At 63.6% G+C, this 17,775-nt stretch carries 14 protein-coding genes and 1 pseudogene; 10 read left to right on the top strand and 5 right to left on the bottom strand.

Features of this window, described 5'->3' with window-relative positions; translation table 11 throughout:
- Window positions 1–10 precede the first annotated feature (10 nt).
- From CH295_RS26340 to CH295_RS26330, 3 genes are read left to right on the top strand one after another with little or no spacing between them, the layout of a single operon-like run.
- Complete coding sequence (locus tag CH295_RS26340; protein ID WP_170946092.1) at window positions 11–1,525, top strand: CocE/NonD family hydrolase; 1,515 nt, start codon at window positions 11–13, stop codon at window positions 1,523–1,525.
- Window positions 1,522–2,889, top strand: a complete 1,368-nt coding sequence (locus tag CH295_RS26335) for a YcaO-like family protein (protein WP_094742398.1) — start codon at window positions 1,522–1,524, stop codon at window positions 2,887–2,889. Before CH295_RS26340 ends, CH295_RS26335 begins: the two co-directional genes overlap by 4 nt.
- A gap of 13 nt (window positions 2,890–2,902) precedes the next feature.
- On the top strand, window positions 2,903–4,282 hold the full coding sequence (locus CH295_RS26330) for a YcaO-like family protein (RefSeq protein WP_252342204.1): 1,380 nt from the start codon (window positions 2,903–2,905) through the stop codon (window positions 4,280–4,282).
- A 9-nt stretch (window positions 4,283–4,291) separates the two neighbouring features.
- On the opposite strand, the gene CH295_RS26325 is transcribed toward CH295_RS26330, so the two are convergent.
- Window positions 4,292–5,086 carry a SagB family peptide dehydrogenase gene (locus CH295_RS26325; protein ID WP_170946091.1) on the bottom strand — a complete coding sequence of 265 codons (795 nt, stop codon included), beginning with the start codon at window positions 5,084–5,086 and terminating at the stop codon, window positions 4,292–4,294.
- A 62-nt stretch (window positions 5,087–5,148) separates the two neighbouring features.
- On the opposite strand from CH295_RS26325, the gene CH295_RS26320 reads away from it, so the two are divergent.
- The 6 genes and pseudogenes from CH295_RS26320 to CH295_RS26295 all read left to right on the top strand — a co-directional run bounded on the left by CH295_RS26320 (window position 5,149) and on the right by CH295_RS26295 (window position 10,805).
- Window positions 5,149–6,231: a FecCD family ABC transporter permease gene (locus CH295_RS26320; RefSeq protein ID WP_094742396.1), complete on the top strand. Its 1,083-nt coding sequence runs from the start codon at window positions 5,149–5,151 to the stop codon at window positions 6,229–6,231.
- Window positions 6,228–7,070, top strand: a complete 843-nt coding sequence (locus CH295_RS26315; protein ID WP_094742395.1) for an ABC transporter ATP-binding protein — start codon at window positions 6,228–6,230, stop codon at window positions 7,068–7,070. The genes CH295_RS26320 and CH295_RS26315 overlap by 4 nt, the downstream gene beginning before the upstream one ends.
- A complete protein-coding gene (locus CH295_RS26310) occupies window positions 7,067–8,050 on the top strand; it encodes an ABC transporter substrate-binding protein (protein ID WP_094742394.1) in 984 nt (327 codons plus the stop codon). Before CH295_RS26315 ends, CH295_RS26310 begins: the two co-directional genes overlap by 4 nt.
- Window positions 8,047–9,282 carry an MFS transporter gene (locus CH295_RS26305; RefSeq protein ID WP_094742393.1) on the top strand — a complete coding sequence of 412 codons (1,236 nt, stop codon included), beginning with the start codon at window positions 8,047–8,049 and terminating at the stop codon, window positions 9,280–9,282. The genes CH295_RS26310 and CH295_RS26305 overlap by 4 nt, the downstream gene beginning before the upstream one ends.
- A 774-nt stretch (window positions 9,283–10,056) precedes the next feature.
- On the top strand, window positions 10,057–10,302 hold the full coding sequence (locus CH295_RS28005) for a hypothetical protein (protein WP_170946090.1): 246 nt from the start codon (window positions 10,057–10,059) through the stop codon (window positions 10,300–10,302).
- Window positions 10,233–10,805: pseudogene (locus tag CH295_RS26295) on the top strand (glycoside hydrolase family 15 protein). The gene CH295_RS28005 and the pseudogene CH295_RS26295 overlap by 70 nt, the downstream one beginning before the upstream one ends.
- A gap of 843 nt (window positions 10,806–11,648) precedes the next feature.
- Here the strand turns inward: CH295_RS26295 and CH295_RS26290 are convergent.
- Genes CH295_RS26290 through CH295_RS27590 form a run of 3 tightly spaced genes read right to left on the bottom strand, consistent with a single transcriptional unit; the run spans window position 11,649 to window position 14,681 of the window.
- Window positions 11,649–12,647 carry an SMP-30/gluconolactonase/LRE family protein gene (locus CH295_RS26290; RefSeq protein ID WP_094742390.1) on the bottom strand — a complete coding sequence of 333 codons (999 nt, stop codon included), beginning with the start codon at window positions 12,645–12,647 and terminating at the stop codon, window positions 11,649–11,651.
- Window positions 12,644–14,452, bottom strand: coding sequence for a flavin-containing monooxygenase (locus CH295_RS26285; RefSeq protein WP_094742389.1), 1,809 nt, complete (start codon window positions 14,450–14,452; stop codon window positions 12,644–12,646). Before CH295_RS26285 ends, CH295_RS26290 begins: the two co-directional genes overlap by 4 nt.
- On the bottom strand, window positions 14,433–14,681 hold the full coding sequence (locus CH295_RS27590) for a hypothetical protein (protein ID WP_141217097.1): 249 nt from the start codon (window positions 14,679–14,681) through the stop codon (window positions 14,433–14,435). The genes CH295_RS26285 and CH295_RS27590 overlap by 20 nt, the downstream gene beginning before the upstream one ends.
- A gap of 465 nt (window positions 14,682–15,146) precedes the next feature.
- Between CH295_RS27590 and CH295_RS26275 the strand changes: the two genes are divergently transcribed.
- Complete coding sequence (locus CH295_RS26275) at window positions 15,147–15,917, top strand: TetR/AcrR family transcriptional regulator (protein ID WP_141217096.1); 771 nt, start codon at window positions 15,147–15,149, stop codon at window positions 15,915–15,917.
- 539 nt (window positions 15,918–16,456) lie between these two features.
- Here the strand turns inward: CH295_RS26275 and CH295_RS26270 are convergent.
- On the bottom strand, window positions 16,457–17,734 hold the full coding sequence (locus tag CH295_RS26270) for a DUF3500 domain-containing protein (RefSeq protein WP_094742377.1): 1,278 nt from the start codon (window positions 17,732–17,734) through the stop codon (window positions 16,457–16,459).
- Between the last annotated feature and the right edge of the window lie 41 nt (window positions 17,735–17,775).

Below are 17,775 nucleotides of genomic sequence, written 5' to 3'. Positions count from 1 at the left end.
CAACCTGCGCGTGTCGAACGGCGACGGAACGTGTTGCGTCGCAGACATCTACCTTCCCGAGCCAGGATGTTTCCCGGCCACCGCTGTCATCACACGCACGATGTACGGACGATCGCACCACCGCTCCGAAGGCCTCGGCTGGGCGCGCAACGGCTTCGCCTACGTCGTCGCCGACGTACGCGGACGGTACGACTCCGACGGAACCTTCACTCCCTACCACTCGGAACGAGACGACGGCGCAGCACTGGTCGACTTCGTATGCGGTCAACCATGGTCGAACGGCGGCGTCGTCGCATACGGCGGCTCCTATTCCGCCTACACCGCATGGGCGATGGCCGTAGAACGCCCGATCGCGGTCCGGGCGGTGGTGAGCCTGTGTCCCTCGATGGAACTCGCTCGCACCAAATTCGACCCGTCCGGCATTCTGCGCCTGTACGAGCACCTGGGGTGGTGGCTGCAGCACGGCGACGCCCGGGTGAGCCGAACGGACATGCCGGGCAATGCTTTACCCGACCTCGAGTCGTATCTCGCACTTCCGGTCACCCAGCTACCCGACACCACCGGGGTGCACCTCCCGACGTGGGGCGGGGTACTCGATCGAGGCCCGGACCATCTCGACGACCAACGCATCACCGACAACGAACTGGCCGAATTGACGGTGCCTTCGTTTCACGTCGGAGGGTGGTACGACCTGGTGACCGAGACGTCGATCGCCCATTTCGACTTTGTCGGTTCCAACGTCGAACCCCGCCCGGCCCGGCGGCTGATGATCGGGCCGTGGACCCACGAGCTGTTCGTCGATCCTTCCGGCCGCCACGGCCCGGTCGCGTCGATCGAGTGGGGGAAGATATGCGTGCAGTGGCTGCATTCGGTCCTCGGCCACCGCGCCGCCGAATCCAAATTGGCGTCCGTGTCGATCTTTCACCGGGGGGTCGATACGTGGATCGACAACGAGACACGTGAAGAACCGGAATCGTCGATCCTGCTGTATGCACACGAACCTCGCCGTCTCGAAACCGCGCCCCAGTCCGGCTCGGTAGCACTGTCTTTCGAGTACAACCCCGCCGACCCGTACCCCACCATCCCCACCCACCACGACCGCAGCGCTGTCGTCCGCAGTGACTTCGTCGATTTCACGACCGGCCCGCTGGCAGCCGACCTGCACATCGACGGCATCCCAGAAGCACACCTGACCGCATCGACCACAGCACCGGAAGCCGACTGGATCGTGCGGCTGCTCCACCGCAGCGCCGGCGGTTCGCTGCACCAAATCGGCTACGGCGTCGCGGTGACCGGTGCCAGCGCCGACGCCGTGCGCGTTCCTCTCTCTCGCACGGCTGTACATCTCGAACGCGGGTCGGAGCTGATCCTGCACATCACCGGCAGCGACTTCCCCGCCCTCACGCGCAACTTGAACAGCGGCAACCGCTACACCGGCACGACAATCGAGAAGGCAACGCAAACAGTGTATGTCGGTGCCGCCCGTACCCTCGTCCGTCTCCCTATCCGACAGGAAAAGCAGTGAGCGTTCACGGATCGAGCCTTCATGGATCCCGGCTCGGCGTCCTCACCGGTGTGGGTCCGCTCGAACGAGATGTCGAGCTGCCCAGTGCGTGGGTGGGCTACCGCGCCCATGTCGCATGCATGGATCGGGTCGTCGACTGGGTCGCCGACCCGATCGGCTTCGGTGCCTCGTTCGGAGATCACGGAGCGGCGCGTGGTGCCGCGATCGGGGAGGCCGTCGAACGGTATTGCGGCAATGCTGTTGCCCCGCATCTCGACCGTGCGAGCTACCGGGAACTGCGCGCCCGCGGAATCGACGCGCTCGATCCCGGCACCTTCGCGTTGTACTCGCCCGAGCAATACGCAAGCCGTGGTTTCCCGTTCGTACCGTTCACTGCCGATACCCCTGTCGAATGGGTCGAAGGCGTTGACATGCACGATGGCCGGGCCGTACGAGCCCCGGCAGGATCGGTCTATCTCAACTACATTCGTGGCTCCCGCACGTCGGAGCCGCCGCTGCACTCGTTGATGTACTCCGGTATCGCCACCGGCACGAGCCGGCAGCGGGCCGAGCAATCCGCCATCGAGGAGCTGCTCGAGCGCGATGCCACAACGATCTGGTGGGCCAGCGGTGCCGACGCTCACCGACTCGACGACGGGGGACGGGTCATAGGCCAGATGGGCTGTCCCGCTGAAGGATTCGACCTCGACGTGACTTTGATTCACATCCCGTCGCAATTCGGTGTGCCCGTCGTCGGGGCACTGGTCCGCGACCGTGCCTGCGAACTCGTCGCCTTCGGCAGCGCCTGCCGCGCCACCCCGCATGCCGCTGCGACGAAAGCGCTCGTCGAAGCGCTGGGATCGATGCAACTCTCCCGTCAACTTGCCGACCCGGACAGCGAGACCTGGCAGTCCGTCCGTATCGGCGCGCTGCCAGACCACGTCTTCCTTCCGTACCGCGCGGATCGCAACTACCTCGACGCGGCCGGAAAGAACTTCCGCAACCTGGTCGACCTCCCCGCCGTCGCACAGCTCTACCAGGACCGGCGCATGCAGGCCGGCACCGCGCTCCTTCGCCTCGAACCTCGCGACCTGGTCGCGATGGACGAGATCCCCGCGGTCACGGGCTCGGTGCGGGAAACCTACCTCGCCGCACTCGCACGCCACGGCATCGACGCGGTCGTCGTCGATCTCACCACCGACGATATCGCGCAATCCGGTCTGACGGTGGTTCGAGTGCTGACACCCCAACTGGTCGGCAACGGCCCGCCGGCATTCCCGCTCCACGGGTCACCGCGTCTACTCGAGGTACCCACCGCTCTCGGGTGGAACGTGCACCCGCGCAACAGCTCTGACCTTGTCAGAGTCCCCCTACCGCTTGCCTAGTATTGCTTGCCCTGTGGCCGACTGCAAGGAGAAGGAAGACATGTACGACGCGTTGGTCGACCCCCGGTTCGGAGTTCTCACCCGACTGGACCCCCGCTGCATTCCCGAGCACTTTCCCTCCTCCTTCGCCCTGACCCATTCCCGTATCAGCGACATCAGCCGATTCAGCGACTGGCCGGCGGACAATTCTGGAGCCGGATACGGCTTCGGCTCCCCGGACCGTGTGCTGGGCGCAGCAATCGGCGAAGGCGTCGAACGATACTGCGGCAACCTTGTTCCGGATGGCCTCCGCCGCGGCAGTTACCTCTCTCTGACCGCCGAGGGTGTCGACGCTCTCGATCCCGCCACGGTGTGCCTGTACTCCGCCGAACAGCATGCGGCACCGCGCTTCCCAGCGTCCGAGTTCACCGGGAGCCTCGACGTCGAATGGATCGAAGGCACCGACCTCTCGAGCGGCAGCTCGGTGTGGGTGCCGGCGTCACTGGTGTGGCCCTCGTACTTCGGATCGCACACACGCCCGGTGGGCGAGGACCGCCCGCTGACGAATCCGATCATTCAAGCAGGTCTCGCCGCGGGCCCCAGCAGTGAATTCGCCTGCTGGGGCGCACTGTGCGAAATACTCGAACGTGATGCGATGACACTGTCCTGGTACGGCGGACAAGGCGTTCACGAAGTGTCCGTACCGACGTGGCTACGCCAGTTCGCGAGGGGGCCACAGCGGCGGCTCGGCACTCGTTTCTATTCGTTCACCACCGAATTCGGTATTCCGGTACTCGGGTCTTTGGTGCACGACCGCTCGACGGGATTTCTGACGCTCGGGATGGGTGTGGGAACAGACGCGGTGCGCGCTGCGGAAAAGGCATACGCCGAAGCCCTGCAACTCCAACTGTTCGTCTCCGAATACGACGACCCGACCTCGGCTTATATGCAGGCCGCGCAGTCACCGACCAGCCCGCTCAAACCCTGGCGCGAGGACCGCGCCTACGGAATGTCCTATCGAAGCGATCGGCGCGATCTGGTCGACTACGTCTGCCACCTCCAAATACACCTCGATCCCGAAGTGCAAGAACAGTTCCGTCGTGAACTTGCCGCCGCCACACTCGGTTCGGTCGACCTGTCGGACCTCGACACGGCCGACGCCGCACCGACAACCGACCGAATCGCGGCATTGGTCAAGGTCTTGAACAGCGCTGGGCACCGTGTCGTCGAAGTCGATGTCACCACCGCGGACGTGAGAGCGGCCGGACTACACGTAGTTCGGGTCGTTGCCACCGGGCTGTATTCGAGCTCGCCGATCGGCCTTCCGTTCCTCGGCGGGAGCCGTATGCCCGCTGCTGTCGCCGCCGCAGCCGCCGCGGGCACCACGCTGCCGACTACGCCCCTCCCACACTGAGACCAACTCCTACACTGACGATTCTTCCAGCCCGGTGATGCGCGGTGGCCCAACAGCCACCAGCATCGTCACTATCGCCGCAGCATCGAGTCCGAGCACCGATTCCGCCGCCGGATCGGAAAAACCCGAGACTGCGCAGCACGCCATGCCCATCGCTGTGGCGGTCAAATACAGATTCTGGACCCCGATGCCGGCATCGACGTGCACTGTGCGGTAGTGGCGCGGTGGGTATTTGGCCAGCGCGACATCCAGCCTTGCAGTCAGAGCGAGGCTCGCCGCCGGCAACGCCGCGAACTCGGTCTGGGCGTACAGCTCGGCCAATGCAACGGCAGGGTCCACCTCGGACACGAGCTGCAAAGAGTGATCGGCCATGTCGTATCGGTAGATCCCCGGCCGGATGCCGGCGATGCGGGTTGCGAACAGGAACGTGTCGCGGGTGCGGAGGCCGCCTGCGGTCGGTGCCACGCTCAGCGGGTATTCGCGGTCGCCGTAGGCCTCGATCCGGCGTCCGAGTCCGAGCGCGGTGCCGAGCAGGGTTCCTACCGAATCCACGCTCAGTTCGCCACTCGGGTCGAAGTCGTACCGCGAACGCCGGGCGTGGACCAGCGCTGTGAACGGCGAGTCGAGTGTGCGTGGCTTCGGGAGGTGAATCGAGGCACCGTTTCGATTCATGGGTCTCTGAGTCGGCGCAGGATCGACTGCGCCGTTGAGCCGATCGTGAATCTCTCTGAGAGAGGCGATCTCCGTGTGCATCAGGGTCGGCTCCTTCACCAGTACGTGCAGCCCGAGGTGTCGTCTCCGCACTGCATTCGCTACTGTATCGACACTGATTGTCATTAACAACTAGCTGTCGGGATGTAGACCTGATGAAACGATCGCCGGCCACTGCGGTGCGCAGCACGGGCGCACCGCCCTTCGCCTCGCCCCAACGCTTTCGCGTGTTGCTGGCGATCTCGGGCTTCGCCATCGTGGTCATCGCGGTGGCGTCGGTCAGCATCGGAGCTGTCACCATCGGACTCGGAGACATCTGGGGTTCGGTCGCCCAACACCTCGGCATGGCGGGCACGCACACCTCGACACCGGTCAACGATCAGATCGTCTGGCAGGTCCGCGTCCCGCGCACCATTCTCGCCATCGTCGTCGGCGCGGGTCTGGCGATAGCGGGCGTGGTCATCCAAGTCGTTGTACGTAACCCGCTGGGCGACCCCTACCTGATCGGGATCGTGCCGGGCGCGAGCCTGGGCGCAGTTATCGTCATCGTCTTCGGCGCCGGGGTACTCGGCGGCGTATCGCTGTCCGCGGCAGCCTTCATCGGCGGCCTCCTGGCGTTCGCGCTGGTGTTCGTCCTCGCCCGCCGCGGAGGGCAATGGCCACCGACCCGGCTCGTGCTGGCAGGGGTCGCCGTCGGGTACCTCGTCTCCTCGTTCACGTTCTTCTTTCAAACCATCGCCACTCCCAATCAATCTCAGCGCGTGCTGTTCTGGAGTCTCGGTTCGATCGCCGGGGCATCGTGGGCGAGCCTGCTGCTGCCCGCGGTCGTCACCGCGGCGGCCACGACGTGGCTGATGTGGAACAGTGCCCGCCTGAACGCCCTGGCGTCCGGCACCGACCTCGGCTACTCCCTCGGCATCGACGTCGCGCGATTCCAGCTGACGCTGATGGTCGTGGTGTCGGTCCTGACCGGCGTCATCGTTGCCGAAGTCGGCGGTATCGGGTTCGTCGGCCTGGTCATCCCGCACATTGCGCGTCTGCTCGTCGGTGCCGATCACCGCCGCGTCGTCGTCACCGCAACACTGCTCGGCGCATGCTTCCTACCGCTTTCGGACATCGCGGCCCGCGTGCTCCGCGCCCCCGCCGAACTTCCGATCGGGGTGGTCACCTCGGCCATCGGCGCTCCGTTCTTCCTGTACCTGCTGGTCTCCTCCGGGCGGACGGCGAGGGCTCGATGAAACTCGACGCACAGGGCGTCGCCGTCGCTATCGACGGTGCCAAGATTCTCACCGACGGGGTAATACACGCCGAATCAGGCTCGGTTGTAGGGCTTCTCGGACCGAACGGCAGCGGAAAGTCGACGCTGCTGCGCACACTCTACCGGGCCCTCATACCCTCAGGCGGAACGATCGTGCTGGGCGAGGACGACCTTCGCCGCCTCAGCGCTCGTGAATCGGCGACCAGGACCGCGGTTGTCCTGCAGGACGATTCACCAGAATTCGAGTTCACCGCGGGGGAGATCATCGAACTCGGACGCATCCCGCACAACACCGGTCTGCGACGCTTCGGCGCGGTCGATGTCGCCGCAGTGGACGCCGCCGTGATGGCCGCCGGGATCGCGCACCTCGTCGACCGTCAGATCTCGACCCTGTCCGGCGGCGAGCGGCAACGCGTTTTCGTAGCTCGGGCCCTCGCGCAACAAGCTCCGATACTGATCCTCGACGAACCCACCAACCACCTCGACATCTCGGCGCAGATCGACCTCCTCGAACTGCTCACCGCAACCGATGCCACCGTTGTCGTCGCACTACACGACATCGACCTCGCTGCGGCCTACTGCGACAGCCTGTTCGTCATGAAATCCGGTGCCCTCGTCACCCATGGAACTCCCACCGACGTCTTGACAACGGACATGCTTCGCGAGGTCTACGGCGTCGATTCGGTCATCGCCGTCAACCCGATCACCGGCCGACCGTGCGTCCATTTCGGACCCGCCACCTCGCACCGCCCATCCACCGCGAGCTGCACCGCTACTCAACCCAATTTCGACACCCGCACCGAAAGTAGCCAACCATGAAGATCGCCGTACGAACCGGAACTTGCGCCGCCGCAACCATTCTCCTATTGTCCGCCTGCGCGAGCGGACAGGCCGAACCCACTGCCGCAGGCACCGAGACCGACAGCGGCACCTCGGCATACCCGGTGACCGTGGCCAGCTGCGGTGTCGACTACACCTACGACGCCCCACCCGAGCGGGTACTCCTCGGAGCTCCGGGAGTCATCGCCACACTCGATGCACTCGGCGTCGCCGACAGCGCGATCGGATACACCAACGGCAGTTACGCATTCGACGGACTCGACCGATTCTCGGGCCTGACCTCCAACACCGACGACTATGCACCCTCACGCGAATTCCTTATCGGGGCCTCACCGGATCTGTTCCTGTCCAACGACCAAGGGCAACTCGGCGGCCAAGGATCGGCGAGCTCCGATGACCTGACCACTGCAGGCGGCAACCTTTACGTCCTCGGGGAATACTGCCAGAACACGCCCGCGCCCACGACAATCGACGCGGTCTACACCGACGTGGACAACCTCGGCACCATCTACGGCGTCCCGGACAAAGCCGCAGAGGTCGTGACCTCGCTGCGCGATCGCGTCACCGCAGCACGAGCGAAGAACACCGACAGTGCGCCGCTGTCGGCAGCAGTTGTCCAGAGCTTCGACGGCAAGCTCTACGCCTTGAGTGGGTCTTACTACAGCGCAGTGGTCGACGCACTCGGCATGACCAACGAATTCGCTGACATCGACGGCAATTTCGCCGAAATCACCCCCGAGGCAGCCTTGAGCGCTGCACCCGACGTCGTCCTGGTGCAGTACGCCGGATCGGAAGCGGACGCCGCGGCCGCCGTGACAGATATATCGGCTCTGCTCGCGAACTCACCAGCGGTGCGGAACTCCCGGGTGTACCCGCAGAACGAAGCCGACTTCCAGGCTGCCGGAGTCCGCATCGTCGACGCCATCGAGAACACCGCGGACAACGTGTTCGGCAAGTGAGCACGACGAACGCTCGGACGTCGCTGGGGGCCGCGTTCCGGCTGATGGTGCTCGCGCGCACCGTCGCCTGGTTCGGAACTGCCGTCGCGTTGGTAGCCTTCCCGCTCGTCATCTACCGCACCACCGGAAGTGCCGCGGCCACTGCGCTTCTCACCGCTGTCGAATCGGCACCGTACCTGCTGTTCGGGCTGTTCGCCGGTGCCGTTGCCGACCGCTGGCGGCGTCGCCCGACGATGGTCGTCACCTCGCTCGCCGCATGCGCTGCAACGGCATCCATACCGGCGGCGCATTGGATGGCGACTCTGTCGACGGCACACGTGTTCGTTGCAGCGTTCGTCAGCGCCGCCGCTATGGTGTTCTTCGACGCCGCCGGCTTCGGTTTGCTGCCCTCCCTGGTGCCACGCGCTCGACTGGCCGACGCCGTCGGGCGACAAACTGCGATGGCAACGGTCATCACTATGGCCGGGCCCGCGCTCGGTGGTGTGCTCATCGCCGCATCCTCGCCGTTCGCCGCGCTGGCCCTCAACGCGGCCACGTTCGCAGTGACCGCGATCCTGCTCCTGTGGGTACGTGAACCCACATCCGCTCCGCGGACGGAACAACCCCACTTGTGGCGCGATATCGGCAACGGAGTGCGCTTCATCTACGGTCACCCACTTGTCCGCCTGCTCACCCTGATCGGGACCGGCAACAGTGTGGCCGGCGGCATCATGACCGGCCTCCTCGTCGTCACCGCCGTCGAGCGGTACGGTGTCGACGAGGACGGCGGCGAGTTGGGTCTGTTCTTCGCAGCCCTCGGAGTTGGAACCCTGATCTCGACAGCATTACTACCGCGCCTGTCCCGAAAGTTCACAGCTGGGACGATCGCCATCGCCGGTTTGCTCGCACAAGCAGGCGCGATCAGCGTGTGGATTCTGGCCACTGTACCGGTGCTGGGAGTGTGCGCGTTGGTCGTCTTCCAAGCAGCAGCATCGACGGTGATCATCAACGGCATCACCGTCCGCCACCTGGTGACCCCGGACGAACTTCAGGGCCGCGTCAACACCACGGCCCGAATGCTGGCGTGGGGCGGACAACCCATCGGTGCCGGCCTCGCCGGAGCCCTCGTGGGTCCGATCGGCCTACCCGCAACGCTGTCGCTGGCAGTCGGCGTCATTGCGGCCAACGCCCTGTTCGCGTACCTGTCCTCGCTACGAGCCGTCAGCTCACAACTCCACTCGAACAGTCGATGAGCCCCGGACTCGCGGACAGGCGGCCCCACAGAAAGCAAGTCGACATTCGACCACCGGCCCCGGCAACGGGCCACCTGCCCGCACTAGATCGAATCGGACAACTGGAAGGATCCCCCATGGCCGCATACGTAGATCCGTACGCCCGATCTGCCTACCACCTCGACCTTCTCAACGCCGGATAATCTCGTCGAATACAGCGCAATCGTAGAACTCGGGGCGGGCACCGGACTCGGAACCGAGGTCATCGCCCGCGGCGCACCGACAGCGGGCATCGTGGCGGTCGAACCATTGAGGCAACACAATTTATCCGCCTTTGCGGTAGATTCCGAGCAACTCGGAATACATTGAATCAAATCGAGGGCATAAAATGCGGCGCGTGAGCACCCGGCCACCAAAAGCACCTGCGCTACAGCCGAAGACTCGCAGGAACGCAATCGACCTGTCGGGACGCCGACCAGGCGGGCGATATCACTGGTTGGTCGAGGGCACCTCGATCGCAGAAGGCACGTAACATGATCGATGTGCGCGTAGCTAGGCCGTGTGAATGCTATCGACCGGTGCGCCCGCGTATGGCGATTGCATTCGTCTTCTGAATCTGTGCAGTCGTCCTCTGAAGCTGACAGAGATCACCGACGCGAGTCGCCGGGAGCTCATCCTAATCGCACGGGTCGCACCAGCACAGTCGAACTCGACGTTCGGATCGCACCGCGCAAGTGTCAGCAGCTAGGCCGCGAGGGCGGTATCTGGACGCGGAACTCTCCGGATCATCGCAAATTGTCATTGTGGCTGTGGACATCTCATGATCTGACCGTTTCCGATGACGGCTCGCTCGGCGTGACCGTCTCGCTGGCGGCCGGCGAGGTGTTCTCCGCCGCGTTGGTGTGGTCGCCGTATAAGGCGCTCAGCACCCGAAAGGGCCCGGCCACGGTGACCGATTGGACGGCCGAGGTGTGGCGACGCTGGATGACGAAGTCCACTACGATGACCCCGCCCGCCATCTGGTACGCCGGTCTGCGCTGAGACTCAAGCTGCTCGACCATTCCACCACCGGTGCGATCGTGGCCGTGGCCACATCCTCTCTGCCCGAACACGTAGGTGGAGTGCGTAATTGGGACTACCGCTACACCTGGGTGCGTGATGCGGCATTCTCGACCTATGTCCTGCGAGGGATCGGCCTGTTAAGCGAGGCGGACGCGTTCCTTCGCTGGACACTCACCTGCGCCGAACGAGATGGCAAGCCCTCCATCATGTACACCTTGGTCGGCGGTCAACCCGGCGAGGAGACCGAGGATCCCGATTCGGAGGGGTGGAGCGGTTCCGCTCCGGTGCCGTGGGGCAACGGAGCCGCCGGCTAGACACAGCATGACCAGTGGGCCCGCGCGGGCGGCAGGATCGACGATCGCCTGTGGGAGGTACTCACCGACCTCACCGAGTCCGCCATCGAGGTGTGGAGCCTTCCCGATCGCGGGATCTGGGAGGTCCGCGATTCGGCTCGACCGTTCACATATTCGGCTGCCCCGTGACATGTGGCGGTCAACCGCGCGCTGAAGTCCGCCGAAATGTCCGGCCGCACATGCCCGGTGGAGCGCTGGCAGTCTGCCTCAGAAGAGACTCATGCCGAGTTGCTCGAACGGTCGTGGGGCGAGGAGAACGGGACGCCGCCGCGATCTCCTCCTGCGTTTTGCCTGCAGCAGTGAGCTCGTCCGCACGGCGCAGTTTGCGCATGATGTCCTCGGCAGATTTGCGCTTCCGTCCAGCCGTGTTTTACATTGTCCTTTCCGCCCAGCTCATGGGGCAACAAGACTTAAAAACGAGATGGCCCCGTTCACTGGGGACACGGCATCTGCCTCGAGCACGGCATTGATCTGTCGCGGATCGCCGCCTGCCGAGGCGGGCGGCGGTGGAAGGATCTGGCCGCGGCGTTGACTTTATCGGCCCCCACGCGAAGCGGGGCCAACACCGTGCTTTCATTCCCTTGCCGTCCGAGAACTTGGCGACGGGCACTACACAGTCCATGGAGACCCGTCTCTCCACCCCGCTGTTAATCGCCCCGCGCGTTGAAGTCAGCTGGGGCCGGTAGGTCGAACGCGAGAGTCTGCCTTGTCAACGAGTTTCGTACAACGTCCAGTTGCGCAGATAGAATTTGACCGGTTTGCCCCGCACCTTGCACAGGCGAATGTCCCGACCGAGTTCGTTTCTTTACCCCGGAACGTTCAACGCCTCCACACCGGTGGCCGCCGCGGGAGTGGCCCAGTAAAGACAGACCTTATCGCGGTCGTATGCCGCGCTCTGAGCAGACGCCTGGAATCGATCACTTCCCGAAAGCGGGGAGCTGGCAGAACGTAACCACCGTTCTGCCAGCCGCCTCATCCTCCGTTGGTCTGTCGAATGCCCTGAGCCAGCGCCTCGAAGGTGTAGAGGTATCCGCCGTCATCGCCGCTGACGGTCATGTATGCCGTGGTGGTTCCGGGTAGAACAGCGATGTTGGTGGCGGTATCGAGCCCGGAGGCATCGCCGACGGGGATCTCGATGGTGGTGAGGTAGTTGCCGAACTTGTCGTAGACCACGATCGCGGGCCGACGGTGTAGGGCCTGGTAAACGTTGCCGTCGGAATCAACAGCGTTGGAGTCGATTTGGCTAATACCGCCGTCGTGATAGACGGCAGGACGCCGGACAGCAACGGCGGTCCGGTCGTCATTCAACTCGACGTAGTCGATGCGATTGGCCCCGTATTGACTGACCCAAAGGTTGCTTACATCGGTGTCGAAGGAGATCCCATTGGGTGATTCCAGTTGATCAGCAATGACACTCACCGCACCGGTGGCACTGTCGATCCTGACGAGTCGGCCACGGTTCGGGTTCACAGGGTCGAGGAAGCCTATGATGTCGGTGACGAACATCGTGCCGTTGTTGTCGAACGTCAGGTCATCGGGCATCATTTGCTCGCCCTCGACGTCACCGGAGAAGACTGTGCGGTGATCGCTCCCGTCCGCGGTGATGCTGTCGATGCGACCGCCGGCGACATTGGTGAGGTACAGCCTGCCGTCGATGGGGCTGAACTGTGCGGATGTGTATGCGCTGGTGGCGTCGGTGAAGATCGTTTCGACTGTCTTCGTGTCGACGTTCACACGCATCACTTTCGGCGCTCCTGCCGGCGCGGTGACGTCGACGAGATAAAGTTTCCCGTCCGGTCCGAAGGTCGGTCCTTCGAGAAGGGCGTTGCCCGCTGATCCGTGCCCAGCGGTGACTTGAACCAGACGCTTGGCCGTCTGCTTGTCGACGTCGGCGAGCGGTTCGGGATTTGTGCACCCGATAAGCGCCCCAGTTACGACCAGCGCAAGAACGACACGCGTGACTTGCTTCACGACGACGCCTCAAGGACCTCGGTCATGCGCGTGGCACGCCAGTCCGTCAACACTTTGTGGAATGCGATCGGCCCTGGGCTGTACGACTGAGCACGCACGATGGGCTTGCCTTCATTGTTGTAATAGCCGGGGGTGCAGTCTCGAAGGTAGGCGGTGTTGTCGCGGGCGGTGTCACGCAGGGTGACCAGCCAGTCTGCCTCCGCCTCCGAAGTAGGCTCGACGACACCGATGCCGCGCGAATAGGCCACAGACAGGATGGCGGCGATGTGCTCGGCCTGTTCGGTGAGGATATGGGCAAAGTTCACGGCGTTCGCATTCTGCAGTGCGCCTAGATGCAAGAGGTTCGGGAACCCGTGGCTCATGAACCCGTGGAGCGTGCGGGGCTGAGGATCCCAGGCCTGACTCAAAGTTTCGTCTCGGCCGTGAACCGGTAACGCACCGGACAGGACCCCCGACTTTCCCACCTCGAATCCGGTCGCGAAGACAATACAGTCGACTTCGTATTCGGTATCGCCTACAACGATTGCTTTCTCGGTGATTCGGGTGATGCCGCCGTGGTCCGCAGTGTCGACGAGGGTGACGTTGGAGCGGTTGAAGGTTTGCAGATACTGGTCGCTGAACGTCGGCCGCTTGCACATGTAGCGGTACCAGGGCTTGAGCAGCTCGGCTGTCGACGGATCTTCTACGACGGACTCCACACGGCGACGGATCTCGGTCATTTTCCGCGCGTCGACCAATTCATCGATGCGGCTGCGCTCCTCCGCGGAAAGTGACTCTTCTATCGCTCCGGAAATGACGGCGCGGTGCAGGAGCGCAGTCGACGTCCAGCCGTCATCGGTGAGATCGACTTCCACGCGTTCGCCGGAGACGATTTGAAGAAAGTTGTCCATGCGCTCGCGCTGCCAGCCCGGCCGCAGCGACTCGGCCCACCTCGGATCGGTCGGTCGCTGATCACGTACGTCGACTGACGACGGGGTCCGCTGAAAAACCAAAAGCTCAAGCGCGTCTCGACCCAGGTGCGGGACTACCTGCACCCCGGTAGCACCGGTACCAACCACGGCCACCCGCTTGTCACGTAGGCCAGTGAGGCCGCCGTCGGGGGTGCCACCGGTGTAGCCGTAATCCCAACGGCTAGTGTGGAATGTATGGCCGCGGAACGTCTCGATACCGGGTATGCCCGGCAGTTTCGGCGCAGTTAACGTGCCCGACGACGTAATGACGAAGCGGGCCCGCATGCTATCGCCGCGGTCCGTCTTGACAATCCAATTGCGAGCGCCCTCGTCCCACCGTAACTCGTTAACGCGGGTGTGGAACGCGGTGTCGCGGTACAGGTCATATTTCTCGGCAATGGCAACCGAGTGCAGGCGAATCTCCTCACCGGGGGCGTAACGCCAGTTGGGCACGGTTCCCACCTCTTCGAGAAGTGGCATGTACGAATAGGATTCGATATCGCAATGAATACCTGGATATCGGTTCCAGTACCAGGTACCACCGAAGTCCCCGGCTTCGTCCACCATGCGAATCGATTCGATTCCGGCCTCTCGCAATCGGGCCGCGGTCACCAATCCGCCGAAACCACCGCCGGTCACCAATACTTCGACGGTATCGGTGAGCGGGTCCCGCTCAGTCCGCTGCGTGTAGGGATCTGTCGCGTAGTATCCAAATTGTCCTGTTGTAGAACGATATTGACTGGCACCGTCTGGCCGGATGCGCCGGTCGCGTTCGCGGGCGTATTTCACACGCAGTGCGTCAATGTCCATATCGTAGTGCGCGTGGGCGGTCGTCTCACTGGATTTGGTCGACATCTTGGCAGCGTTCCTTTCTGGTTGCAAGGGTGTGGTTCAGGATTGGCGCACGGTGATCGCCGGCACCGGGCCACAGCGCCGCAACATCACTGGTAGTAGCGAACTGAATCTCCGGTGGCGCGGCCGTGGAGATCGCGGCGACGCCGTCATCTTCGCGTTGATCGAACACATGGCGCAGCCACAACGCTCTGGACGGCTCCAATGCATCTTCATCGCCCGTGACGTTCATTGCTTCCTCTCGCTGCCGCGCTTCCAAGTTAAGGCGCTTGCCTTAAAGCGTACGCCACTCTTTAATGCACATGCCTGCTGAAGGTCGCCCTGTGACTAGCCGCACATATTTCCTAGGCAATCTGCCAATGACTGAGTCCGAAACTGATTTCGGACTCGGATTGCTTGTGCGGCAGACGCTCTCTCCGTTCAGCTGTGGTATCCGTGGGCCCTCGACGCACCGGACGGATGGGCTTAGCGACACGAGCGGGGCTCGGTAGCAGTTGAGGACGCAGTGATGCTCAGCCGACACGAAACTGCGCGCAATGCCCTGCAGATTGCGCTACCACCGATGCCGGGCGCACCCACCTCGGCACCGGTACCTCGGACTCGATCGGAACAGTAAAGTCCGCCGACCCGCAGACAACGCGAGCGGTTCTGGTGGGCGGACTCGAAGAGGTTCCGGTTCACGGTTGAATCGACGACAATGGATGCTATGGGACCCAATTTAGTCGAGGAAGACCTCGACCTGCGTCGTCAGCGACGCAGGTCGACAGGGAAAGGAGATCGCGGCGACGCGACTCGAGGGCTTCTGTTGCGGACCGCCGAACGACTCTACGCAGAAAGGGGTCTGGCGGAGGTCTCGAACCGTCAGATCGTGGCGGCCGCGGGCCAGGCGAACAAGTCGGCCCTGGTCTATCACATCGGTACTCGAACGGATCTCATCCACGCGATCAGAGCCGAGCATGTGCGTGCGATCTCGCTGCGAACGAAGGAGATGCTCGAGGCTGCGCGCGGCACGGACAACCCACGAGAACTCCTAGCCTGTATGGTGCTGCCATACACCGAGCACCTCGCCGCACTCGGCAATCCGAGCTGGTACGCAAGATTTTCGGCCCAGCTCGCCCCCGACCCGGTTTTCGGCACAGAGCCTGTCTGGACACCGGACGTCCTTCCGTTGATCGCCGAATATCAAGCAACAGTCGACGCCTGGTCGCCTAACCTCACCGCCGAGGTCGCCGCGATTCGGCAGCAAGCCGCACGTGTCGCAGTCATCCATACATGCGCTGAACAGGAACGCGCCGCAGCCGATAGTGGGCACCCGGCCGACTGGCCGCTCATCGGCGATGCTCTTACCGACTGCGTGGCAGCGCTACTGTCAGCGACTAAGCAATCGGAGCCGGACGCCACTGAGCAGCACGGGCTCGATCGAGCTCGCATTGTCAGGAGGCCTTCACGGCGTAGAAGCGCTGGCTAGCGGGGACCTGCCACAGACATTGCAACCCGTACCGATCGCTCTACACTCTTCTTCTTTGTAGAACGTCGTGGTGCGTTGGCGAATCCGCGCACTGTCAGGGGTGCGCTAGCGCTTCGTCGACTTGAGTGGTAAGTAGCCACGAAAACCCCTGCCGGCAGGGAATTGCTCCGAGTTCGGTTACCTTGTCTTCGGTCAGTCCCGCGTACGCGTCCCGAACTGTTCAAACCCCGCGACAGTGTACTTCTCGTTCCCGCCGCGGCGGGTCTGTCCTGCAGGGCTATTGCAGAACTCGATCGCACAGACATCGCCACTGACGGCGTCAGCGTGTGGATCGAGGGGCTGATACCGGATCGGCATTGCCCCCAACGACGCCACTGATTTCGAGCCAGCGCCAATATTGGTCTGGTGGAACACGGTCCTGCAGTACTCCGAGCGCTGACACTCTGCGCGGCTGCTGTCAGAACGCCTGCAGCGCAACCCGTTTCCCAATTGGGGCGGATTTCCGCACCGCCGCTGTCACGGCCGTGATCGCGGCGGGATCAGCTACCGGCGGGGGTGGTGCTGGAGGGTGTCTCGGTAGCGCCGGGTCCGTCTGATCCGCTCGGGGCCGCGCCGCCCATGCCGCCGGTGGCTGCTTGTTGGGTTGCACTCCCGGCGTAGTCGTTCGTCGGGTCGCGGTAGATGGTGTGCACGTGTCCCCATCCGGAGGTCGTGACCCCTTCGACGTCGGCACCGGCGGATCCCTGTTGTGCTGCGAACTCGACGTACGCGTTCGGTCCGGAGATCTGGAAGTAGATTCCGTCGCCCTGGGTCATGTCGTACGTGGTTGCGCCGGACCAGTTGACGTAAGTGGAGTCGAGGGTCGCCTCGATCTTCGCCAGTGCGTCGGAAGTTGTCTGCTCGTCCGCCAATCCTGCCCAGTTCGCGATCACGTCGAGGAGGAGTTGTTTCTGTTCGTCGGTGAGGTCGGCTCCGGAAATGCCGTTACCTGTGGGAAAGTCGCAGGTCGAACCAGGAGCGCACACCATGTTCGCCACTGTTTCTCCCTGGTACAGCGTTGCCTTTTGTTCGTCGGTCAGGCTGTCGTAGAACGCAAATGCCGATGTGTAGATGCCGTCGAAGGGTTGCACTTCGTTGCCGTCGGAGCCGGTGTAGGCGGCGGGTTGAATACCGAGGTGTGTCGGGGCGAACGTGATCGCGTCCTGTGAGCCGTCGAGGGTCGCGTTGATTCCGAGGTGGTGTCCACCGAACTGGATCTCCCATGCGGTCGTATCGGAGGGGTCGCCGAAGAAGGCAATGTAGTACTGCCCCAACGACTCTTCGGTCGAACTGCTGTTCTCGTGCAGGTACTCATCGCCGCCCATGATGCCGGTGACGGTTTCGTAGCCTTCGTCGCTGAGCAGGGCGCTGAGCACCGCTAGAGCGGCAGTCTGTTGTTCTTCGGTCAGGTCTGCGAGATTCAACCCGGCCCGGTCGACGAAGGTCACTGGGAAGTTCGACCACGACGTGGTCTTGGTTTCGTCGTCGTAGGCGTAGGTGAGCTGTTCGCGTTGCTCGTCCGACAGAGTCGCGAGGAAGGCGGCGGCGGCCTGCGCTGAATCGGAGATCGTCTGAGCGGTAGTGGTCGCATCGGCGGTCGATGCCGACGCAGTGCTCGAGGTGGTCAGCGCCGACGTGGTCGCCGTCGAGCTCGATGGGGTTGCCGCGCTTGTGCATCCGCTCAGAACCAGGCCGCCTGCCAGCAGTGCGGACACGATTGCGGTCCGCGTGCGATCACGTCTGCTGGGGGACTTGGTGGCGAAGTTGTCGATCGTCATGCTGGGTACCTTATCCAGGAATCCTCCGCAAACGCTCCGAG

The organism is Rhodococcus sp. 14-2483-1-2 (genome assembly GCF_002259405.1).
Lineage (GTDB): Bacteria > Actinomycetota > Actinomycetes > Mycobacteriales > Mycobacteriaceae > Rhodococcoides.
The sequence above is the reverse complement of the archived record's forward strand: the minus strand, read 5'-3'. Positions and strand labels throughout refer to the sequence as shown.

Coding starts and splice junctions, on each gene's coding strand:
- CH295_RS26275 (WP_141217096.1), top strand. CDS start 15,147: ATGGATGCTATGGGACCCAATTTAGTCGAGGAAGACCTCGACCTGCGT.
- CH295_RS26310 (WP_094742394.1), top strand. CDS start 7,067: ATGAAGATCGCCGTACGAACCGGAACTTGCGCCGCCGCAACCATTCTC.
- CH295_RS26285 (WP_094742389.1), bottom strand. CDS start 14,452: ATGTCGACCAAATCCAGTGAGACGACCGCCCACGCGCACTACGATATG.
- CH295_RS27590 (WP_141217097.1), bottom strand. CDS start 14,681: ATGAACGTCACGGGCGATGAAGATGCATTGGAGCCGTCCAGAGCGTTG.
- CH295_RS26315 (WP_094742395.1), top strand. CDS start 6,228: ATGAAACTCGACGCACAGGGCGTCGCCGTCGCTATCGACGGTGCCAAG.
- CH295_RS26270 (WP_094742377.1), bottom strand. CDS start 17,734: ATGACGATCGACAACTTCGCCACCAAGTCCCCCAGCAGACGTGATCGC.
- CH295_RS26320 (WP_094742396.1), top strand. CDS start 5,149: ATGAAACGATCGCCGGCCACTGCGGTGCGCAGCACGGGCGCACCGCCC.